Source organism: Ktedonobacteraceae bacterium, assembly GCA_035653615.1.
Classification (GTDB): Bacteria; Chloroflexota; Ktedonobacteria; order Ktedonobacterales; family Ktedonobacteraceae; genus DASRBN01.
On the sequence record DASRBN010000033.1, the window covers coordinates 50,597 to 73,009 of the forward strand.

The 22,413-nt window shown below is 52.6% G+C and carries 21 protein-coding genes and 1 other annotated feature; of the genes, 6 read left to right on the forward strand and 15 right to left on the reverse strand.

Annotation, left to right across the window (positions count from 1 at the left end; all coding sequences use genetic code 11):
- Positions 1-56 precede the first annotated feature (56 nt).
- The 3 genes from VFA09_18445 (at position 57) to VFA09_18455 (ending at position 3,657) form a co-directional block, all read left to right on the forward strand.
- Complete coding sequence (locus VFA09_18445) at positions 57-1,019, forward strand: sugar ABC transporter permease (protein HZU69263.1); 963 nt, start codon at positions 57-59, stop codon at positions 1,017-1,019.
- Entirely contained in the window at positions 1,016-1,951 is a 936-nt protein-coding gene (locus tag VFA09_18450) for a carbohydrate ABC transporter permease (protein ID HZU69264.1), read from the forward strand. Before VFA09_18445 ends, VFA09_18450 begins: the two co-directional genes overlap by 4 nt.
- 212 nt (positions 1,952-2,163) lie before the next feature.
- Positions 2,164-3,657 (forward strand): hypothetical protein, encoded by a 1,494-nt coding sequence (locus VFA09_18455; GenBank protein ID HZU69265.1) that lies wholly within the window; start codon positions 2,164-2,166, stop codon positions 3,655-3,657.
- Between the two features lie 103 nt (positions 3,658-3,760).
- Here VFA09_18455 and VFA09_18460 read toward each other — a convergent pair whose 3' ends face one another.
- Together VFA09_18460 and VFA09_18465 are read right to left on the reverse strand one after the other, a co-directional pair.
- Positions 3,761-4,444, reverse strand: coding sequence for a hypothetical protein (locus VFA09_18460; protein HZU69266.1), 684 nt, complete (start codon positions 4,442-4,444; stop codon positions 3,761-3,763).
- A gap of 92 nt (positions 4,445-4,536) precedes the next feature.
- Positions 4,537-5,958, reverse strand: coding sequence for a glycosyl hydrolase (locus VFA09_18465; GenBank protein HZU69267.1), 1,422 nt, complete (start codon positions 5,956-5,958; stop codon positions 4,537-4,539).
- 354 nt (positions 5,959-6,312) lie between these two features.
- On the opposite strand from VFA09_18465, the gene VFA09_18470 reads away from it, so the two are divergent.
- Positions 6,313-6,741, forward strand: coding sequence for a DUF202 domain-containing protein (locus VFA09_18470; protein ID HZU69268.1), 429 nt, complete (start codon positions 6,313-6,315; stop codon positions 6,739-6,741).
- Positions 6,742-6,939: 198 nt separating this feature from the next.
- Here VFA09_18470 and VFA09_18475 read toward each other — a convergent pair whose 3' ends face one another.
- The 4 genes from VFA09_18475 to VFA09_18490 all read right to left on the reverse strand — a co-directional run bounded on the left by VFA09_18475 (position 6,940) and on the right by VFA09_18490 (position 10,498).
- The gene (locus VFA09_18475; GenBank protein HZU69269.1) at positions 6,940-7,425 is read right to left on the reverse strand and encodes a PRC-barrel domain-containing protein; all 486 of its coding nucleotides are present in this window, start codon (positions 7,423-7,425) and stop codon (positions 6,940-6,942) included.
- Positions 7,426-7,523: 98 nt separating this feature from the next.
- Positions 7,524-7,763: a hypothetical protein gene (locus tag VFA09_18480; protein ID HZU69270.1), complete on the reverse strand. Its 240-nt coding sequence runs from the start codon at positions 7,761-7,763 to the stop codon at positions 7,524-7,526.
- Positions 7,764-7,951: 188 nt separating this feature from the next.
- Positions 7,952-9,379: a dihydrolipoyl dehydrogenase gene (gene lpdA / locus VFA09_18485; GenBank protein ID HZU69271.1), complete on the reverse strand. Its 1,428-nt coding sequence runs from the start codon at positions 9,377-9,379 to the stop codon at positions 7,952-7,954.
- Positions 9,380-9,433: 54 nt separating this feature from the next.
- Positions 9,434-10,498, reverse strand: a complete 1,065-nt coding sequence (locus tag VFA09_18490; protein HZU69272.1) for an alcohol dehydrogenase catalytic domain-containing protein — start codon at positions 10,496-10,498, stop codon at positions 9,434-9,436.
- Between the two features lie 420 nt (positions 10,499-10,918).
- Here VFA09_18490 and VFA09_18495 point away from each other — a divergent pair, with 420 nt between their 5' ends.
- Complete coding sequence (locus tag VFA09_18495; GenBank protein ID HZU69273.1) at positions 10,919-11,122, forward strand: hypothetical protein; 204 nt, start codon at positions 10,919-10,921, stop codon at positions 11,120-11,122.
- Between the two features lie 58 nt (positions 11,123-11,180).
- Here VFA09_18495 and VFA09_18500 read toward each other — a convergent pair whose 3' ends face one another.
- From VFA09_18500 to VFA09_18520, 5 genes are all read right to left on the reverse strand, one after another.
- Entirely contained in the window at positions 11,181-11,891 is a 711-nt protein-coding gene (locus tag VFA09_18500; GenBank protein ID HZU69274.1) for a metallophosphoesterase family protein, read from the reverse strand.
- Between the two features lie 14 nt (positions 11,892-11,905).
- Positions 11,906-13,153 carry an RNA-guided endonuclease TnpB family protein gene (locus tag VFA09_18505; protein HZU69275.1) on the reverse strand — a complete coding sequence of 416 codons (1,248 nt, stop codon included), beginning with the start codon at positions 13,151-13,153 and terminating at the stop codon, positions 11,906-11,908.
- 113 nt (positions 13,154-13,266) lie between these two features.
- Positions 13,267-14,550, reverse strand: a complete 1,284-nt coding sequence (locus VFA09_18510; protein HZU69276.1) for an acyltransferase — start codon at positions 14,548-14,550, stop codon at positions 13,267-13,269.
- A 231-nt stretch (positions 14,551-14,781) separates the two neighbouring features.
- On the reverse strand, positions 14,782-15,765 hold the full coding sequence (locus VFA09_18515; GenBank protein ID HZU69277.1) for a hypothetical protein: 984 nt from the start codon (positions 15,763-15,765) through the stop codon (positions 14,782-14,784).
- A complete protein-coding gene (locus VFA09_18520) occupies positions 15,762-16,319 on the reverse strand; it encodes an RNA polymerase sigma factor (protein HZU69278.1) in 558 nt (185 codons plus the stop codon). Before VFA09_18520 ends, VFA09_18515 begins: the two co-directional genes overlap by 4 nt.
- 206 nt (positions 16,320-16,525) lie before the next feature.
- Between VFA09_18520 and VFA09_18525 the strand changes: the two genes are divergently transcribed.
- A complete protein-coding gene (locus VFA09_18525) occupies positions 16,526-17,017 on the forward strand; it encodes a metallophosphoesterase family protein (GenBank protein ID HZU69279.1) in 492 nt (163 codons plus the stop codon).
- Between the two features lie 47 nt (positions 17,018-17,064).
- Here the strand turns inward: VFA09_18525 and serS are convergent, their stop codons facing one another.
- The 4 genes from serS to VFA09_18545 all read right to left on the reverse strand — a co-directional run bounded on the left by serS (position 17,065) and on the right by VFA09_18545 (position 22,362).
- Positions 17,065-18,348 (reverse strand): serine--tRNA ligase, encoded by a 1,284-nt coding sequence (gene serS / locus VFA09_18530; protein HZU69280.1) that lies wholly within the window; start codon positions 18,346-18,348, stop codon positions 17,065-17,067.
- 101 nt (positions 18,349-18,449) lie between these two features.
- Positions 18,450-18,671, reverse strand: a binding site (T-box leader).
- Between the two features lie 52 nt (positions 18,672-18,723).
- Positions 18,724-20,076: a pentapeptide repeat-containing protein gene (locus VFA09_18535; GenBank protein ID HZU69281.1), complete on the reverse strand. Its 1,353-nt coding sequence runs from the start codon at positions 20,074-20,076 to the stop codon at positions 18,724-18,726.
- A 16-nt stretch (positions 20,077-20,092) separates the two neighbouring features.
- Positions 20,093-20,995, reverse strand: coding sequence for a hypothetical protein (locus VFA09_18540; GenBank protein ID HZU69282.1), 903 nt, complete (start codon positions 20,993-20,995; stop codon positions 20,093-20,095).
- Positions 20,996-21,195: 200 nt separating this feature from the next.
- Entirely contained in the window at positions 21,196-22,362 is a 1,167-nt protein-coding gene (locus tag VFA09_18545; GenBank protein ID HZU69283.1) for a CRISPR-associated protein Csx3, read from the reverse strand.
- Positions 22,363-22,413: the final 51 nt, after the last annotated feature.

The window sequence follows — 22,413 nt, forward strand, 5'->3', positions numbered from 1 at the left end:
TCTCTGACAACGTAGCGAAGCAGAGCACGTTTCAATTAGTGCAAAGGATGCAAGGTATGGCAATGATAGCTAAAGGGCAATCTCCTGAGACTGTCCTTCCGCAAAAAAAGAAGCCAGGCGGCAGGCAAAGGGGACAGGAATCCCGCATTACCTGGTCGGCCTGGATATGGATCGCGCCGGCCGTGATCTTACTGCTGGCCTTCTTCATCTATCCGCTCATCCAGACCATTATTCTTAGTTTTGAAAAGACCGACCTGTTGGGCAACGTGACCGGATTCGTCGGATGGCAGAATTATAAAGAGATTTTCACCGATCCCAACCTGCTTAACACGCTGAAGAACAACTTGATCTGGCTTGTGCTGGCAACGATTCTGACCGTCGGGTTGGGCCTGGTCATCGCAGTGTTGGTAGACAGAGTGAGGATCGAGGCGTTAGTCAAATCCATGCTGTTCATCCCAATGGCAATCTCGGCCACCGCAGCAGGTATTATCTGGCGCTTCGTCTACGCCTATGTACCGGTTGGTAATGGCAATGAGTATGGTCTGCTCAACGCTTTCCTGGGACTTTTCGGCGCGCAACCCCAGGCCTGGGTCACCGATCAACGCTTCGCCACCTTCTCGCTGATCGTCATTTACGTCTGGATCTGGACCGGCTTTTGCATGGTTATTATCTCTGCGGCCCTCAAAGGCATTCCAGACGATGTCATCGAAGCGGCCAAGATGGATGGCGCGGGCCGTTTTACTATGTTCTGGCGCATCATGGTCCCCATGATCGGCCCGACTCTTGGTGTCGTCATCACCACCATGATCATAAACGTCCTGAAAATCTTTGACGTTGTTTATGTCGTTACCGGCGGTAATTACGGCACTAATGTCGTTGCTGTGCAGTTCTTCCAGGAGTATTTCCTCAATTCCCAGTATGGCATCGGTAGCGCACTGGCAATACTCCTCACCATCGCTATTTTGCCGGTCATGGTCATTAATATTCGCAGAATGCGAGCAGAGGAGAGAGCACGATGAGTACAGAAGTTCCCGTCACAACAGGACAGACTGATGCAGCGGCGATAGCAACAAAGGCATCGCTTACAAGCGAAAAGTCTCAGGCCAGAGGCGGTTACCTGCACGGCTGGTCTGGAACCGTCCTCACGGTCATCGTGGTACTGATCGGCGTCCTCTGGTCGATTCCCACTTTCGGCCTCTTCGTCGCGTCGTTCCTCCCGCCTCAATTGATCACAAGCATAGGCTGGTGGCAGGGTCTGGTGCAGGGGAACTTTACCATCCAAAACTATCAAAACGTCATTCAGGCCAACGGCATGGGTCAGGCTTTCATCAATAGCCTGATCATCTCCATACCCGGCACCATCTTTCCCATGCTGCTCGGCGCTTTTGCCGCCTACGCCTTCGCCTGGATGAAATTTCCGGGACGCGACTGGCTGTTCTTCGGTGTGGTAGCATTGCTGGTCGTTCCTTCGCAGATCGCCTTAGGCCCGATGTACACGCTGTTCTCCGCTATCGGATTGACCGGCACCTACTTTGGAGTCTGGATAGCGCACACCGCCTTTGGCCTGCCTTTCGCCGTCTTCCTGCTGCGCAACTTCTTCGCCGCCTTGCCCAAAGACCTGATGGAGTCAGCGCATATCGATGGCGCCTCCACCTGGCGCGTCTTCTGGACCATCGTCCTGCCCCTGTCGGTACCGGCGCTGGCATCGCTGGCCATCTTCCAGTTTATGTGGGTCTGGAACGACCTGCTCGTCGCCCTCATCTTCCTGGGCGGCAGCCCGAGCGTCGCCCCCATCACGCTGGCAGTGGCCGAGCAGGTTGGCACCTACGGCCAGAACTACCAGATTCTGACCGCCGCTGCCTTCCTCTCCATGGCGCTGCCATTGATCGTCTTCTTCTCGATGCAGCGCTACTTCGTCCGCGGCATCCTGGCCGGCTCGGTCAAGGGATGATAAAAAAGAAAATCCGTTATTGGCCAGCATGAAATGCCAATAACGGATTTTCTTTTTGGCTTCAACCATATATTTTCAGCCAGCGTTCAGCAAATTGTGTATAATGACTCGTAGGGGTCGTACTCTTGTGGTCGCCCGCCCGCGCCCGATTGATTGCGTCCCGAACGGGAGTCGTCACAATTTAATATAGCGCCATCATCGTTGGAGCATCCATGAAGGACCAGCAGGACCAGCAACCTCAAGATGACTTTGAGGTCGAAATAACCGATCTAGACGAACAACTCACGGATACCGATGAACCCCGTAGGGGCCGATTGATCGCGCCCACCGCCGATTTATCGGCTTCTGTGCTCCTACGCCTCTCACAAAAAGCGCAGCTATTGCTTCGTCATCGCAGATATCAATTACTTATCACCACCAGCCTGGCTGTACTCGCAATACTGGTCATTCTTGCAAACACTACCGGTATACGTGATCTCCTGGCCGGTGGTTCTGTTGTTCCATTAAGCAGCCCGGCGGCATCCGGGCCGCAGAATGACCTCTTCTATTTCCAGCTCAATCCGCCCTGGGGTCATCTCTCCATCGACGGACACACTGTCACGCACGTACCCACTGCTGTTAATCAGCCAGCTCTGAGTTTATCGCCTGGTCTGCACAAGCTCCTGTGGCAGGCCGCCCCATTCCGGCCCGTAAGCTGTATCCTGATCGTGCCCGTCATTTCGAACCCTAGCACGTGCAATCATTCCCAGTTTACTCCCAACAACAGCAATCAGCTTGTCTCGCTCGTCGAGCTTCGTGTATCGACCGACCTCCTGGCGCCTGTGCAGCGGGCGGCATTGCTAGCGGCAACGCAAGCCGCGCTGAATCAAGAACAACATAGTCAGATTGTCCTACCCGGCGAGGCCTATGCAGTTCCATCCGAGGTTGCCGATGCCCATCCCAATGGATGCAAGTTAGTGGAGCAGGCCGTATTATGTTTCACGACCGCGCAACAGCCCCTGCGCGCAACGCTGAGTTTTCAGCTAGACACGGACACTTCCTACAATGCTCCATGCTCTGACCCAAACATATGTAGCTTAAATGGCTTCGACTGCCGCTTATTCTGTAGCGTAACTGATCTCCAATGGCCGGATGCGCCGCCCATCGTGTCTGATAATTCCGCCTGGGATGCCATTGCCGTTGTCCATTCCACCTGGCACTATACAACGCTCACAGGGCAAACCGTTGCCAGCAATGAGGCAGATAGTTTTGTCGGTGGCACACAGAATGAACACTTCTTGTCGTTAGCAATCACCTGGGATGGTACAGCATGGCATGCCTCGCTTCTGTCTGCGACATCGCCGACCTTTTTCTTCGTGCCGGTATGTAATTCCGCGATAGGGGATGCTCAGAACCTGGTCAACGACGTAGCAACGAACAATACGCAGATAGGTCTATCATTGCAGTCTGCCTATGGCAGCGATCCTTCTGTAGGCTGCCTGATAGAAGTATCCTGGGAGCGGATTCCATCTGCGACGCCTACCCCTACTTCAACCACGCCCTTACCTCCTGCGGCCTACCTTTTGCACCGTTTCGGCGTCATGATAGCCGCTAACGCCCAGGCGCATAAACTCTGGCCTTTTCTCCCCGTTGCCGATGCCAATGAGCAGCACGCCGTTCAGCAATTGATGCCGTTATTAGCGCCAGGAGAAGTGAGCGTGGGATGATGAAGTTAAACGGCCGGCCCGGTAAACCGGTAATCCAGGCGACCTCGCATGTCCTTCTAAGGTTGGGGAAATCACTGGCTTGTTGCACCCCATAATCATGGCATTACCGATTCTGTCGCCTCACCAGAATTGAAGTAATCACCGCGACCAGCCCGGCGAAGAATAATGGCAGGCCGGTCTGCGCGCTTTGCGTCGCCAACCAGATGATCACGCCCACAACCTCCAGCAGCAGGCCGCCCACAAACAGCAGTGTGATTGCCAGTGACGAGCGTTCAAAAGGAACGCGAATCTCCTGCCGGCCAAAGGTTGGTACGCGCTCCGCTTCACCGCGCTGGGGTACCGGGCGAGGCGCTACCATTTCCTCGAACCCACCCTGTTCAAGCGCCACTTGCGCTGCCGGCGCGAATTGCTCAATCGCCATACGCAGCGCCCCGTACAGGCTCTCTATCTGCTTGCGCCGCGAGCGGATATACACACTGCGTCGCCCCCCTCGAATCTGTAATTCTCGAAAGAGCGGCTCAAATGACTTCTGGCGTAAAGAGATGGCCTGCATAGATGCCAGGGGAATCGCATCCAGAAAAAGCCGCTCGCGCGGAAAAGAGGTGAACACATAGCCAAACAATCGTTGATTGGTAAGAATAATATCGCACGCTATACTGCGCTGGCCCTGCCCGCCATCCCAGATGCCTGGAATAGTGAGAAGTGGCTCCTCCCCAGCCTGCATCTGTGCCCTCAACCCCTTGAGACGCCCGAAAATCCTCTCTGCCGGTTCAAATGTCGTTGCCATTGATCCTTCTCCCTCTCTTTTCAGGGAGATTATAGCACAGAGACATGTTGCAACCATGTCATTCTGAGCGAAGCGAAGAATCTCTGCCCAACTCATAATGCCGGAATAGGCGACGCATTCAGATTCGCAAAGCTATTAGATGCATAATAATTCGACTGGATGGCAGCGGCGAAAGCGCTCTGCGCCGAAGGCGAGGACTCGATGCGCCAATCCGTCTCCTTATCCTCATTGAACCACACCACCGCGCGAATCAGCGGAAACGTGTGCATCAACTGGTTGGAGAAGCCATCCGTAATCCATTGCGCCTTATTCCCATCCTGCTCGGTTGAAGCTGTTTCAGCGATCATCAGAGGTTTAGAAGTGATGCTAAGGATATCATTATAGGTCTGGCCGAAGACTTGCGCGAACGTCTCCCAGGTGTGCGGGCCGATGTTGCCCCAGTTGTAGCCATCCATCGCTGTCCAATCGACATATGCATCGCCTGGATAGACTTCGCGCAGCGGGATACTTTGCGAGTAATCGATATTGGGACTCCACACCCACGTTACATTCGTCACGCCCAGGGAAGTAAAGATATCATGCACGTGTCTCCACGCCTGCACGAATTGTCCCGGCTTATTTCCGTTCACCAGCTCCGACCACGGCATCCAGTTCCCATTCATTTCATGCGCAAAACGTAAGAAGTACGGATGCCCCCAGGCTTTCGAGGCCAGCGCCCATTTCGTGATATACGCGTCAAAATTGCCATTGATGATATTTTGTAAGGCAAATTGCGGCTGATCGGCACCAAATGCCGGATTCCAGGGATCCCAGGTCACCAGTGGAATAGACCCATGATTGCGTATCTCATTCATCCAACTCGGTTGAAAATATTGATAGCCATTGTTGATGCCCCATTGTTGGTACCACATCAGGATCGAGACCGCTTTCTGGGCATCATGTTCAAAAGCCGTCAAATCGGAGAGATACTGGTCGGGCAGATGCACCCCATAATAGACAGACGAGGACTGCGGGCCTGGACTCGGTCCAGGATTCGGATTCGGGTTCGGCGTAGGTGGCTTCCCGCCTGGAGTAGCCGTTGCACGCGCTGTCGCCTGCGCGCTCGGAGTCGCCTCTATACGCGGTATAGAAATCGCTATCGATGTCGCAGTTCCTGTCGCCATCGGGCTTTGTGAGACCTGTGAATTCGTCAACCTGTTTAACGGGGTTGAAACCGGGTTCCATCTCCCGAATGCAGCGCCGACAAAAGCGAAAAAGAGTATAGCCGCCAGCGCTATTCCGCATGCAATGCTCAGCTTGACCTTACGCGTCCTGGCTCGATACCATAACCAGGGGATAGGCCGCGATCTAGACTCTTCCTGCTGATCTTGCAACTCCACATGCAGCGTTTTCTGATCATCAGCCGCGACGAAAAAGCCACGCAGTCTCTGCGTAGGTTGTTCATCCGGCGCCAGCGCTGAATTCCACCCGTGTTGATTGTTGATATCCCATCCATGGGATGGCAGATCGTTCAAACTGATCCCCCTCTGTCAATGTAGGCGTAGAGTGCGGATTGGTAGAGAGTCGATTCATTGCACTCATAACGTCGCCCGCTGCTTTGATCCCCCGAAAGATCAAACGCGAAGTGTATGTTCTGGTAACATCACCAGTACTTGCAAAGATATTACTGGAAAATTTGAAAAGCCGTTTCACATATATAAGAGCGAACCCTTATGATCGCCCACTTTCATTTCACTTTTCATGTAGAGAGCAGCGAAACGATTGTTACTTGCCTGTGCGTAGACTATAATACATGCAGATAATCCGTATGGGCAGCGCCTGGTGCCTGTCCTGGTAGTCCGCAACAGCCAGGCGAGAAGTATCGCGATATGACGCAAAAACAGGAAATCGTCAATACAACTGAAAAGCAGGATACGCTCGTAAAGCATAACGCCCCGAGCAAGCGGGTCAGCGATCATCTTGCCAACGAGCGCACATTTCTGGCCTGGCTGCGTACCGGCCTGGCGACGATAGCCTTTGGCTTTGTAGTGGAGCGCTTTGGTCTGCTGCTGCGAGAACTCGGTTTAAAAGGCAACACTGCCTCGGTTATCCCTGCCCATTACTCCTCGATATTCGGCGTGACGCTTACCTTTCTTGGCGTCATCATGATGGTTGTAGCGCTATTGAATTTTCTACATAATCGCCGCTCCATCGATAAAGAGGATTTCCATCCCCACGTGGGTTTTGCGGTTTTGCTGACCATCATCGCCAGCCTCATAGGCGTGCTACTGGCCATCTACCTGCTACTAACAGGGTGATATATTTTTCTGCAAGAAAAAAGGAAACCGGCGTTCATCAAACGCTGGCTTCCTCTTCTACAAATCGGGAAATGATATCCCTCTAACTCTTCATGGGCTCACCGGTATAGGGATCAAGGAAAAGTGTGCGGAAGTTGGGGTGGAAGAAATCGAACATGTTGTTCAGTGTACCGGCAATCGCATCGGTTGAAGCCTCCCTTACAGTCTTCTGGCAACCTGCGGCATCAAGACAATGCTATCTCGCTCATAGATTGCTATGCCATTCGCATCAATTGTACGCCCGTTGGCCAACTCGAACATAGTCACACGCAAGGCCACAGGTGGGTAGGTTGCCAGCACTATATTGCTGACCGTACTCACTATCTTGCCTTTCTCATCCTTCACCTTGAAAGCGAGCAGCTCATGTCCCTTATGTAGCACCGGCAACCGCCCATCATGGGCCGGATTGATTAGCATCTGGTCATTAGCAATGGTAATCGCGTCGTGCTCTATCGTACTGATCACATTTGTGGTCAGCGCGCGGTATCCATAGACACCCACATTGACGTAAAGCGCATACACCTCGTTAGACTCTGGATCAAAATAGAAATCTTCCACCGTTCCGGCTCTTTTTCCCTCGCTCGGAATGGTGACCGCTATACCGCGTAAATCCGTCCATTTGCGAAAAGAGTTCCTGCCATTCATAAGCTCACGTACTCCTTGTCAGTAAAAATAAATAGAAGGAAAGACCCATTCATCAGTATACAATACCTGGTGAATGGGTCTCCACGGCAATCACAAGCCTATTGCCTCCGAGAACCGAGCAGTTTGTGGAACAGGCCAAAGAGAAGGAAAGTTGGAGGCCATTGTCCCACGAAAATGCTCCAGTCTCGCTGGCGTGCCAGGAAAAGCGCCGCTGAGGCAATGATAGATCCTACTGCCGCCCAATACCAGAATGCTACGGGAACCTGGTCTGTAATACGGAAGTATTGATCTTGCACGTCTTGCGGGCTGCTGATGGTCGAGCCGATTTTGGTAGCCATAAAAATGGTTTCCTTTCTATTGCTTATCTGAACACACGAAGCGCCGGCTTTGTTTTGTGCATATACGTTAGAAAGACGTTCGCGTAGCATAGAATGGGTATACTATGTGATCGTCTTTCCCGCGCATGCACAGTCAGTATACGTGCGGTCGTAGCAAACCGTGTCAATAGGAAACCATGATCGCGCCGCTACCTCGTTCGTGCCAGCGCCTGCTTCGGCGGAATGTGAATCGGGCGACCCTCTGCCGCCAGTACCGCTTCACGCAGGCCCTCGGACAGCGTCGGATGCGGATGAATGGTCTCGATGATTTCATCGGCAGTCAGCTCCCCGCGCATCGCCACCGAATACTCGCTGATCAAATTGGTGGCGTCAGGGCCGATGATGTGCGCGCCCAGAATTTCATCATATTTCCCCAGGATAACCTTGGTAAATCCATCTGTTTCATTCATCGAAACCGCCTTGCCGTTTGCGCTCCACGGGAAGCGTTCAACGCGCACCTCGGAGTTTTTCTCGCGCGCCTGCGCCTCCGTCAGTCCAACGAAGGCGATTTCAGGGAAGGTGTAGATGGGATTGGGAACCACGTCGTAATTCATTTTGGCCGCGTGTCCCATCGCATTATCCGCTGCGACCTCGCCCTCCATCGAGGCCACGTGCGCCAGCCCTGCCCCATGCACCAGGTCGCCAATGGCGTAGATGCCAGGAAGGTTGGTTTCCATCTTTTCATTCACGCGCACCCGTCCGCGGTCGTTATCAAGCCCTTGTTCCATCAGGCGATCCAGGCCCCAGGTATTTGCCCGCCGGCTCACGGCCATCAGCACGTATTCGCCGCTAAAGTTCTGCTGTCCCTTCTCAGTGGCGGCATTCACTTTTTTCATCTCGCCGTCATCCTCGACGGATTCGACCCGCGCATTCGTAGCGATAGTGATACCACGACGGTTAAAGATGCGCACAAGTAGCTTGCGTATCTCCTCATCAACGGGCGCAAGGATGTTGGGCAGCATCTCTACAATCGTCACCTTCGACCCCAACGCGTTGAACATACAGGCCAACTCGACGCCGATCACGCCGCCGCCAACACAGATAACACTCTCAGGCGTCTTGGGCAGATTCCAGCAAGTATCGCTATTGATCACATTGCGTCCATCGATACCAGGAAATGGCGGCATCAGCGGCACCGAACCGTTCGCCAGGATGATTTTGTCGGCGCTGAATTGCTGCTGCGAGCCATCGTTCATCGCCACCGTCACCGTGCGCGAGGCATCAACCGTTCCCAATCCCTCGAAAACATCAACATTATTGCCTTTCATCAGCACGCCGACGCCGTTGGTCATGCGTTTGACCACCTTGTCTTTGAAAGCGACTCCCTGGCGCATATCATAGGTAGGTGGCTGTGGCAGATTGATGCCCAGCTCGCCCAACGATTCCATCGAATGCAGCACTTCGGCAATGTGCAGCATGGCCTTAGAGGGAATACAACCAACATTAAGGCAGGTTCCCCCCAGGTATTGCTTCTCGACGATAGCTGTTTTTGCGCCAAGTTGCGCCGCCCGGATCGCCGCCACATAGCCGCCCGGACCCGCGCCAATTATCGCGATATCATAATGTGTACTGGCCATATGAAAATTACCCTCTCCTTTCATCCTGCCTGACGGCGAAGCCGTAGCCGCGATCTAACAGCGTTGGCAGGATGGATTAATACCACCAATTTCAAAATATACCTTCAGAGCTTCCCGCTCGCGCATCAACCTGACACCTTCGGCGAACTGCTCCAATGGCAACCGGTGGCTGATAAGACTGTCTACCCGTACTTTCCGGCTCGCCAGCAGGTCGAGTGCGATGCGCAGTTCTTCCGGTGATGAAGAATAGGTACTCGTGATAGTGACTTCCTGCAAATACAGGTGTTCCAGGTCAACCGGAACCGCTCCTGCATGCGCGGCAAAAATGTTGAGAGTGCCGCCCCTGCGCGCTGCCGCCAGTGCCTGCATGAATGGACGCTGGCCTGGCGCCGCGAGGATGATCGCATCCGCGCCGCGCCCATCCGTATATGCATCTATTGCTGACCGTAAGCCTTGCTCTTCAGGTGACGCCAGGAAAGCATCATCTGCGCCAAGATCACGGGCCAATCGCAAGCGTTCAGGCAAAAGATCGACGCCATAGACTCGCACCGGCCGGTCGTTCGCTGCGCTGATGGCTTTCACGGCTTGCAGCATCAGCAGTCCAACGGAGCCAAGTCCCATCACAACCACACTATCACCCTCCACCAGCGGTGTGCGCCTCACTGCTCGCACGCAGCATGCCAGCGGTTCGACAAACGAGCCTTCTTCCGCACTGAGCGAATCCGGCAGTAGCAAGGTTGTATGCCGCACATGCCGGGCCGGGACTCGGATATACTCAGCAAACCCACACGGATCGATATTCGATGCTTTAAATGCCGCGCACATTGAGTAGTTGCCATGCCGGCAATAATGGCATTCGCCGCAAGGAACATGATGCGCAACGATCACACGCTGCCCAACCGAAAAATTGGAAACCGCCTTGCCGCATTCGACAATTGTACCCGTCAGCTCGTGGCCGAGTATAACCGGCGGCGCTGCCTGTTTCACGATCTTCAGAATGTCGGACCCGCACAGGCCGCAGCCATGTACCCGCACAAGCAATTCTGTATCCGCTATCGTTGGAACCGGCCTGTTTTCTACGCGAATATCGTCATAAGCGTGGTAAATGACTGCTCTCACGAGATGTACTCTAGACTTTCACCTGTTATCATGATTGCAGTCAGTATAGCACGTTTCTGGGCGCGGCTGCCACGCTTTGAGTAGAAGGGCCTGCATTCTGTAGGGGAATGTAGAGGCTAGATTGATCGCGCCCAGAGAGAGTAGTGCAGTACGATAACCCTTTCGGACTAATTTTCCAAAAAAAAGTGAGGAAAACGTAACTCTATCCGTATCTATAAGTGTAGAGGTTAGCGCAACCGGCTATTCCAGAACTTGCAGGCGTAGCAGGGGCAACAATCTTGTAATAGTATCTAAAACTATCTATGTCTATACCTGTTGAACATCCGGCACGGTGTTTGGGGGTGCCCGGTGTATAGATGGCAGTGGGAAGGATAGGATCAATCGTGTGTTTCATCTAACGATCAAATAGGAGTATGTTAAATGACAACCACTGGAGAATTGCGGGCAATCATTGAGGAACTGCAGTTCATTGATATTGGCGATGCCGCAAGCTACTTAGGGGAAGAATCCGTGGCGGTAGAGGAATCATGTGTTTCTGATCAATCGGTAGCCTTATCAATCCCCAACGAGGCAGACGACTTGCCTGGATGGGCGAATCTCCATTGTAGATGTGCAGTCTTATAATATCCGCATGATTTCAACCTGGTACTCACATGAGTACCAGGTTTTTTATTGCCACAGGTCAGTACTTGGCCTCTAAAAGCGTCTTGATACGTTTCTCCGCGTTAGGCATACCTGATGCCTTGATCTGTTTCACAACCGCTCGCACATCGTATTCGACGCGCCTGATCTCGGCCTCCCAACTCTTCTTTTGCCAGGAGAGAATGCCATAGGCGGCGCGCAGGTCCTCGTCGCGCGGGATACCACAACTGCCGACATCGACCAGCAGAAAACGCCGCCATTGCCGTGTATAAGCAATATGCAAATGCCCGAAAGCCAGCGCTCCTATGCCCTCGTCCAGACCCCCTAGCAGGTGTTCCAGCGTGCTGTCCTCTGCATTCGGGAAAATCGCATCTTCCAGATTAAGCGGATTGGCATGCACAACCAGCAGATCACTACCGCGAGGATTGCGAACGCGATAGGATAGCGGCAGCGAAGCGAGGTAATGAATACCGTCCGGCCCGATCTGTTCGCGCGTCCATGCCGCCGTACTGCGTTTCTTTTCGCCCTTGTTCGGCGCGGCAGTAACCACTTCCTCATCCACATTGCCTCGCAGAACGGGACAATGCAGACCTTGCACTGTTGCCAGCACTTCTCGGGGGCACGGTCCATTCAAACACAGATCGCCTGCGATCACCGTCTGATCCACCGGTGGCTGGTTCGCCAGGTCTCGCAGCACGGCCTCCAATGCCAGTTGATTGCCATGAATATCTGAAATAATTGCAATACGCATCTAACATCCGTTCTCTAAAACATGGATATGTGGGGCAGGGCCCAAACATCGCCTTTAGTTCCTAGTTCCACAAGAGTAGTTTCACCTACTCCATTGAGCAGGCCAGCGCTTCTCTCTCCATAGGCGTTTTGCGTGTCGATAGAACTTACCGCCGCGTCTCTTAAATTGATTGCTGCATTCATATCACGGTCGATGACCAATCCGCATTGCTCACAGATGAAGGTACGCTCTTGCAAGGACAATTCAGCCTTGACGTAGCCACATCCTGAGCAGGTTTTAGAAGATGGATAGAACCGATCTACTGTGACGAGGTGTGAGCCGTGCCATTCCGCTTTATAGGTCAATTGCCGTCGTATTTCACCGAAGTTGCTATCACTCACGGCTTGCGCTAACGAGTGATTTTTGAGCATGCCAGCCACGTGTACATCTTCAATCGCTATCAATGCGTGGTTTTTGCTCAGATAGCTGGTGAGTTTGTGGCTAGCATCTTTTCTTATATTGGCGATACGAGCATGCTGTTTTGCAATGCGTTTGCAGGTCTTGGCGCGGTTCTTACTGCCTTTTTTGCGCCGTGATTTTTGCCGCTCTAAACGCTTCAGGCTCTTTTGTGCATGCTTTAAGGCGCGAGGATTAGCAAAGATCATCCCATCTGAACAGGTCGCAAGCGTCTTAATGCCTAAGTCCACTCCAATAGTTGATGTAGCTGTCATGACAGGCGTGTCGTGTTCCTCTTCTACCTGGATACTGACAAACCAGCGTCCAGCCTGCTCACTGACGGTCGCACTCAATATCTTGGCATCGGTAGGAATGTAGTTGTGTTCGTGAAAGCGCAAACGGCCTAAACGCGGTAACTGGACAGCATGAGCAAAGACATGAATGCTGCCAGTGAGACGAAATGAGCCGATGCCTTTGCTTTTCTTCTTGAAGGTGGGAAAGCCTAATTTGCCTTTGTACTTCCCTTGCTTCTTGAGTTCCACCCGTCGAAAGAAGTGCTTGTAAGCGTTGTCTAAGTCTCTCAATGCCTCTTGCGGGGCACATTTAGAAACACCATACATCCAAGGAAAATCAGTCTTCTTTAAGGCGTTCAGTTCCTTGTGCAGTGCAATCGCGTTGGGACGTTTGCCGGTTGTACGGTAGACCTCTTGTGAACGAGCTAAGGCCCAATTGTAGGCAAAGCGTGCGGCTCCGGCATGTTGTAGGCAAGCTGTTCTTTGCTTATTATTGAGGTCTAGCTCTGTTTTGTAGCCACGTACAACCTTCATGCGTCTTCTTCCTTATCTCATGTTGATAGAATAGCATAAACGCTCCCAAATGCTAACATTTTGAGAAGCTATTTACCACCCTGTACGGATTAGCAACGACGAAAATCCATAGCCTATAGCAGTAATATACCGCAAAGGGATGATAGAAACCAGATGACAGGATTTCGTTTCCATATCTGGCTGCCCAGGCGCATGCCCGGCTTCTCAATCAACAGGAAAGAAAGCGCTGAAAAAGGAATGATGACCAGTAGCGCCCACAGCCAGTAGAGGCCGAATACGGCGTACCTGTTCCATCCTTGCACCTGATTCGCCACCTGCGTCATGAAAAAGATCAGCAGCGGCAGGTGCCACATGTAGAGACTGAAGGAGATCAGCCCAATCCAGCGCAGTGGTTTCCATCCAAATGGCCGTTTGAGCGCAACTGGCCCAAACAGGATGGCGAGAATGCACAGGCCGAAGCCAAGCGAGAAGCCCAACTCGCCCAACCAGTTAAACGCCTGGTCAAACAACGACGAGAAGCTCCAGACCGGCCAGTAGAGCAGGTTATAATGCCACATCGCGACGAACACCAGCGACAGAATACCTGTTCCCCACAACCAGTGACTCAGACGACGTATCGATTGATCGAGTCTCCCCTGGCTATTGACCTGTTTTGCGTAGACGAACAGCAGGCTGAGCAGCATACCAACGGCAAAATCTTCCAGGAATTTCCCATAGCTGCCATAAGTAAAGAACAATACAACGTTCAACACTGAACGCGGCACAAGCAATGTAGCCGATGGATGAACCGTAAAATAGTAGCCCCAGTAGCGCGCAAAGAGTCCCCAGGCGACCAGGCATCCAAGACAGCCTGCCACCGTCCATACACGATGCAGTGTTGAGCGTTCCTTGCAAACATGCCGCACGATGAAGCGCATCCCCAATACGAGAAGAGGCAGGAGCATATAAAATTGCCATTCAACCCCTAACGTCCAGAATGGGCCGTTGATCTTTTGATACGTGATGCTGCTGGACTCGTGAAAAAAACTGAGAAACAGCCCGAGTTCGGGCCAGTGCGCCGGTTGCAGGTACTGCCTCTGGGAAATCAGAATCAGCAGGAACAGGCAGACATAATACGCGGGAATGATACGAAATACACGCCGCAGGTAGAAATGGCGTGCCAGAGGCCAGGGCGCCTGTGGATGGAGCAGAGCTTTAGCATATGGCATGAAGAGCAGGAAGCCCGAAAGTACGAAGAATAGCGTCACGCCCGACATCCCGGCTCGTACAATCGCCCCAAAAAGAGGATGCGATACACTGAAGGGATTCCAGAGATGCGTGCTGAATCCTATCAAACAAATATGGTATGACATGACAATCAAACAGGCGATGGCGCGAACTCCATCAAGCTCGGCAATGCTGCTCTTCTGCCTGTCCCCTCAAATTGAGTTGCCAACCAGAACCGTTTAAGACCAGATTTGCGCGGTAAGGGTACAGATGGGTTCATTTCTGAGAGCATACGAATCCTGACCCTATGACCGCATAAAGATCACAGGGATACTTTTAATGATTATGAATACAAATGAAGTGAGAACGAGTTACGTATTCTGGCAGGTTATGCTAACAGCATATACAGCGATATAAGAGCATCACGTGAATACGACGATAGTAATGCGGGAAGCTGGATTAGATGCCAGGTGCCAGGTGAAGACCCCTGTTTTATCTAGCAGCATCGTGTAAGAATACTTAGGTAATATTTTGACGCTTCCTCCAGTACTGTCATTGATCAGAATCTGAGCCTGATTCGTCGTATTCGTCCACAATATGCTCGTTCCGACTTTCAGTTTAAGACCATGGAGAGAGAGGGAAGCGGCGTTGCCAGTCCCGGTCGAAACAATCTTGATCGCATTGAACACATTGATCGTTACATGTGTCATGGGATTAGCCTTCAGGTGATACGAGAAGTTGCCAACTGTAGGGAAAGGTCTCGCAAGCTGCTCCCCTGCCTTCAGCATAAGATACTGAACCGGCTTATCGTCTCTAACAATCAACTGGGAAATGCTGGACTGGTTGTCCCAGAGTACACCGGCCCCTTGTGGAACGTTGAGTGAAGCTGGCTGGAACTCAATTGTACCTTTCATCTGAATAATACTGATCTTTCCCGCGATAAATGAGGGTGTCGCCGTCGGATGAGATGATATGTGCTGAGTCTGATTGGATGCTCCTACATTACTGCTTTCATGATGAAATGTATTCAGCACTACCACCAGGCTTCCTACCAGCAGCGCGATAAAACATACTGCCGAGGCTATACCGAGTCGGCGTTGAAATGTGCCGCGCTTCTGAATCTCGAACTCGCGCTGTTTTTCGTGGGCAGCAGGCAAGAGATTGCCTGTCTTCAGATTGGCCAGATTGCTGTTTGTCTGATATGCGCTGCTATTACTGGCAACATGTTCTCGCATGCGATCCCAGACCCGATCTAACGATTGAATATCTGGTTTCGCAACCTTTTCCGAACTATACACGAAGTTGTGGCCGGGTGAACGCCTCCATGTGAATGGCTGTGTCCAGGAAACAGCATCTTCTTGCTCATCTACAGTTTCTGAAAAAAACTCTTCGTCGTGCCTGTTCATGGATTATCATGCCCTCCTTCCTGCTGCTTATAGATATTGCGCAAGAAGTGGAAAGAGCGTGAGAGAAGCACACGAATTGCTCCCTCGCGTTTCTGTACCCGTGCAGCTATCTCCTGATAGGGTAACTCATCGTTGTAGCGCAGGCGCACAATCTCCTGTTGAAGCGTGGGAAGCCGTCCCAGATTTGCCTGTAACAGGGCATATTCCTCCTGTCGCAGCATGACCTGGTCAGGCTCCATATCCTCTGCGCCATACAGCGTTTCGGCTACATCCTCAAGTGGCACATTGTTACGGCGAGCGGCATAGCGGTGAAAATCGACGACCTTATTGTGTGCCACGCGCAGCAGCCATGCCCGTTGCTTCTCAGCATCAAGACTGCCAATAGCCTCGTTCTCAAGCGCGGCCAGGAAGATTTCTAAAAGAATATCCTCCGCATCCTCCCGCGATGGCACCCGGCGCAGCACATAGGTAAATATCGCCAGCGCCTCCCTTTCATAAAGCGCTGCCATAGGTGAGTCGTCGAGCCTGGAACGTGCCTGCTGCTGACGCGCCATGATGCCTTTCTCGATTTCACCGGTATCCCGGCCGGTCTGCGCTCTTTTTGTACCTTCACTAGAGAAGTCGAACAGTCCCGGCATTTGTTACATCGTTATTAGAAACGTTAAAGAGGTAGCGTATGTGCGATACTATCATCATAATAAGTGATAGCTGGCGAAAAAGATAGAGATTCAATGGAAATGCCCGAACGGATGAATAGGCGATGATCAGAAAAATTGGCGTCATCTCGGATACCCATATCCCCGAATTTAAGCAGTTGCCCCCGGCCATCTGGCAGTATTTTGACGGCGTCGAACGCATCATTCACGCCGGTGACCTCTCCATTCTGCGCGTCATCGATGAGTTGGAAACGATAGCGCCCGTCGTAGCCGTCCAGGGCAATATCGAAGAGGAAGAGGTCGTCAGGGCACTGCCGATCAAACGCGAAATGCTGGTGGGGAACTGCCGTATCGGTATCGTGCATATCCTCGGCGACTCACGCACTCGCGCCCGGGTAGCTCGCCGGGAATTCCCCAGCGCCCGCGTCGTCGTCTTCGGCCACAGCCATATTCCCTGGAACGAGGATGTGAATGGGCAATTACTCTTCAATCCAGGAAGCGCGACCGACCGGCGCAGGCAACCCACATGCAGCATCGGCATGTTGTATGTGAATGACGAAACCAATGATGTGCGTGGGGAGATCATCAGGCTATAGGTCAGGAACCAGAGGGCGACCGCACCCTTGCGGTCGCCCTGGATGAGCTATACTTTATGGGGCCGAATATACTTCTGCCCGCCCATAAAAGGTTGCAGCGCCTCCGGAATACGGATGCTTCCATCGGCTTGCTGGTGCGTCTCGAAGATCGGAATCAGGATGCGCGGTGACGCGATGGCTGTGTTGTTGAGCGTATGGACAAACTTCACCTTGCCATCCTCATCGCGGTAACGAATATTCACGCGCCGCGCCTGCCAGTCGTGGAAGTACGAACATGAATGCGTCTCCCGATACCTGCCCTCGCTCGGTATCCAGCATTCAAGGTCATACATGCCGACCTTGCCGTCGCCCATATCACCCGTGCAGACGTTCACCACACGATAGGGCAACTCGAGCGCCTGCACCAGTTCTTCCGAATTTTGCAGCAACTGCTCATGCCAGCGCACCGACTCTTCGTGATCGGCCTTGCAAATGACATACTGCTCCACCTTGCTGAACTGGTGGATGCGAAACACGCCGCGTGTATCCTTGCCATATGTTCCGGCCTCCTTGCGGAAGCACGGGCAATAGCCAACGAGGGTCATGGGCAGGTCTTCGGCGCGCAGAATCTCGTCCTTGTACATGCCCGTAATCGAGACTTCAGCGGTCCCAACCAGGAAGGTATCCTCATCCTCAATGGCATAGACCTGGTCGCGCCCCTTGGGGAACTGTCCATTGCCGATGAAGCAGAAGTCACGTGCCATCGCGGGTACAATCAGCGGCGTGAAGCCTTTGCGCGCAATGCGATCAAGGGCAAAATTCATCAGCGCCAGTTCCATGCGTGCCGCGTCTCCCTTGAGCGCATAGCTGCGCGCCCCCGCGATCTTGACCGCTCGCTCGATATCCACCAGGTCGAGATTTTGCATCAATGTGTAGTGATCGAGCGGCTCAAAATTGAAACGCGGCTTCTCGCCCCAGTACTTAATCGGCACATTATCGTTCTCGTCCTTGCCGATAGGCGTGCTGGGATCAGGGATATTCGGCACCAGCAGCAGCAACTGGTAGCGTTCTTCAACCAGCTCGTTCAGCCCTGGCTCCATTGCTTTGATCTGGTCGCCGAGTCGCTTGCCCTCTGCGATCAGCGCATCGCGCTTCTCCTTGTCCTTGCCCACGCGAGGAATTTCTTTCGAGACGCGGTTCTGTTCGGCGCGCGTCTCCTCCACCTGGTGCTGCAACTCCAGCACCTTCCGGTCAACCTCTAAGAGGTAATCGATATCGAGCGTATTGTTTTTCACACGCGCGGCCTCTTTTACAACATCTGGATGGTTGCGAATAAAAGCCATGTCCAACATAATAATAGCAACTCCTTTACCCGGCGCCCGCGCGGGGTGCCGCTATATTTTCACTTCAAAGCATCCACAATACATGACCAATAAAAAAAGCGCCCTCGTCCACAAAGGACGACGACGCGAAATGCGCATAAGCCGTGGTACCACCTTAATTCTTTCAATCCTGCACCAGGATTGAAACTCTCTGTTGCCCGGTAACGGGGGCTACCGTTGGCGCTTCTCGCGCTGGCTCGCGGGTGGATTTCCCCTCACTGGCCACTGCGTTGCACCATCCCGCAGCTCTCTGTTGCCCTATTAAGGGTACTTGTCCCGTTCACTGCCTGTAATTTCAATTGTACTGGCGGTAGCATAGCAGTAGTTTTGCTGTTTGTCAATACTTCATCGTCCAAAATAGCGCTGCGTAAACGTCGCGATGAAACTGATTTCGATGAACAGGCCCACAACCGCCTCTGTCGCTGCCAACGCTGTTACCGGACTACCCAGGCCAAAAGGACCCGGCAGGAAGCCACGACCATGGAACGAGGTAACGCTGAAAATTAATGACTCCGACGGTGAAAGATGTCCTAGCAGGTAGTAGCATGTCGCGAAGGACAGGATCATCAGCAGGTAGATCAGCACGCTGCGGCCAGGCTTATAGCCAAAGCCGGCCAGTATATCCAAAAACCACGAAAAGATATAAGCCGCGAACTTACGTACCCGCAGCCAGGATCGCTGTAGCGCGAGACGCAGCCTGCCCGGCGCATCCTGCGGAAACGACTCTAACCATCCCCACTTAATTTGTCGCCAGAGCACTTTGCGTTCGATCACCTGCGCGCGATAGGCGTAACGCACTGCCACCTCGTTCATCCCCTGCGCGCGCATAGTATTGGCGAGCTGGCGATTGGCTCGTACTGCCGCCGCATAGTCCTCCAACCGCTTGCGCTTCTCTCCCGCCGTTTTCGCCCCTCTCTCTAGCTCACGTTGGCGTGCCCTATACTCATCGCCCAATCTTCTCATCCCTGTCCAATCGACGACCGAAAGATTCACATCTCTCCAATGAACATCGGCAAGTGTCGCAAAACCAAACTTCCGCGAGCCGAGCATAATACTCTCAAGATTGGTAGCGCTATCGAAGAAAGCGTTACGGAGGTCCGCGCCCTCCAGGTGGGCATCAAACAGATAAGCGCCCTCCAATACGGCACCGCGCAGGTTAGTCTGCTCCATGTGCGCGCCACGCAGGTAAGCATTTCTCAGATCAGCCCTGAAGAGACTCGTTTCTCGCATATGCGCGCGCCGCGCGGTTATCCTTGCCATATGCGCCCCTTCCAGTACCGCACCTTCCAGGTGGGCTTCGCTGAGATCGGCTCCCTCCAGGTGAACGCCGGCAATATCGCGTTGCTCAAGCGTCGCCAGCTGCCACTCATCGCGCGTCAATCCTCCACGCGTGCAGGCCAGCGGCAGGTCCCGCAGGTCGATCCCATGTACATCGGCCCCGCGCAAATCCAGTCCCAGGCGTTTCCGATCCTGCTCATCGTTCCAATCCACCGGCCCTCGTCCATCATCATGCTGTACCAGCAGCCATTCAATATCTGCCCGCGTGAGCCTGACCCCCCTGAACGGATAAATATTTTGTCTGAAGTCCGGCGAGATTGCCAGATATTGGGCAAGCTCTTGCTGGCGGGCAAGGGGGATTTCAGGCTCGGTACGCCAGGATAGTACGTTATTCAGTTCGGGAACGGATGGCATGTTCATCGGATTCAGTCATCACCTATTCGTTTACGTGCTTCAATAAATCACGCAAAGCTGTTATTTGCTCATAGTCCATGCGTCCCGTATCATCGAGAAAACGGAGAAAACGCTTAAAGCTGGTCAATGTTGTTTTATCTCTTACTGTTTGCATATAGGTTTCCAGGTCTTCCATTGTCATGGTAAGCAGCCCGCGTGGTGGGTCCTGTGATAGAAGATAGTCGCGTGCAAAAGCATCGATATTCCCAACATGCTTTTCCACCATTGCATTGCTGAGCCCCCTACTTGCCAGGTCCTTGCGGAAGACGCTTACAATGCGTTTGTTACGTGCCATAATCCCCTTTTGTATCTCCTGAACATTCTCGGGGGAAGTGGCTGCTAAAAGATTTGTGATGATTCCTTCGCGTTCCTGCGCATCCCGGTAGCTATCATTCAGGGTGCTGCGAATACCTGGACCAAAGTAGATGCTGAAAGGTGCCAGGAGACTATCATAAATGATGTGATCTTCAAGCGGCAGTAATACGGCCTCAATGTATATAGGGAGGTACGGTCCAAGAATCTCTTCAATCGGACTATACAGGCCCAACACGCCATAGGCACGAGCAGGAGTTTCGGAGAGAAAGACGGTATATTTCTTGAGATAGCGCACCACAAAGAATTTACCAGAAACGCGATGCTGCCAGCTTTCGACGATTGCCAGGTCTTCATTAGGCAAACGAGCAGGATTCTCAGCAATAAAATCTTTGCGTAGTGTATCATCTTTCCACAACACATCTCGAATTTTCATCACGTCCTGTGGGTCCAGCCTGGTAATCTTTGGATCATTCGGAAAGGGCGCAATGATGTGCCTCTGCTCATTGATGTAGTAGAGCAGCAGAAACCAGATATGGTAAAAGCGTTCGGTCTGATCGGGGGGTAGTTGCATGGTGATCGCTCCGTTTTAAATGAATTATAACATTCTCTACTGCCTCATGGTCTTATTCTAACAAACCGCCGCAACTCATTTGAGCAATCACCTTTAATAATTTATTGTCAAGTGAGCCTTATGATATCAAAAGTTCTACTAAAAATTTTCTGCTTATATTATTGTATTTTTACTCAGCGATGTGTTATAATCGCATGAGATTAGCCAACAGGCATGGAGACGAAATCTCCAGGCGACAAATCGGGTGTGCGCGAGACCACTACGATGGCACCGTTCAAGGGTGGCTGGTGGCAGGCAATCCAGGCAAGGCCATAACCATAATAGAGACGCACCAGGGCTGTCAGCAACCAGTGTGGTATAGCACCGCTTAAAATGAGACCGCGCTCCGTTGAAACAGCTGGGAAGGAGAGATGTTCAGCCTCCGTATAATCGAGGTATTTTATCACGATATTTATCTTCAGCACGGTTGCGCCTTTATACTCATCGACTGTGATGTGCAACTCAGGTGAAAGTTCTGTGCCCGGGGACGCCAGTTGTAAGCGTGGGGCAGTTACCCAGCCAAGCCTTGAATCGAATTGGTAGAAGAGTTCTTCTCCTGGCTGTGTTGCCAGCGATCCATAGAGCCAGTTAGGGCCTCGTCCATAGACTGCGAGCGGCATATTGATCGGTAGTTCGGCAAGTAGGGGTGGTATCATTGCAGGTTCCCAGCGTCTTGTTTCAGGTGCCCATGCCTGTATGATGATATTCAGATTGACAACGAGTTCCACCGGTGCCGTATCCAGATGTGTTTTCTCTAGCTCATCTGGCAGATAGGCGAAGAGCGAGGCCAGCCGGTCAACAAGCAGATCAAAAAGAGGACCGTGTGCGAGCTTTCCGCGATCCAGTCCAACCAGGGTTCCCTCGATCACAGGTTTATCCGCGGTGATGGCAGAATCACCGCTTAGTTCGGAATAAATAGAGGCTAAAGGTAGGAGACCGCTGACTTCAGTCAGGTGACGCCAGAATGTTGCAATCTCTGGATTATTTCTGTGTAGCAGCAATATGGAATGCGTACATCTGTGCAGGATGCCGATTTGATCTTCTGTTGGGAGACCGCCAATGTCGACCAGTAGTGGTAGGGGACGGTGTTCCAGGTCACGGCAAACGAGTTTTACAAAAGTATCGGTCCATTGTCCCTTGATGCGAATGAGGCGTACCGTATCCTGTTGAATTTCATGGGACCAATCGCCCTCGCCATCGGGGCAGGCGCGCAGGACGTAGTGTTCGATGTGCCGTTCGCGCAGCGCCTGCGTCAGGCTATAGGTCAAAACAGACTTACCGGCATGTGGAGGCCCGCCGATAAGCACGGCAGGCAAGAGATTGACCATAGTTGGCCTCCTGAACTTATTTTTGCTATGTTGCCAGAGAGGAAAGGTTTC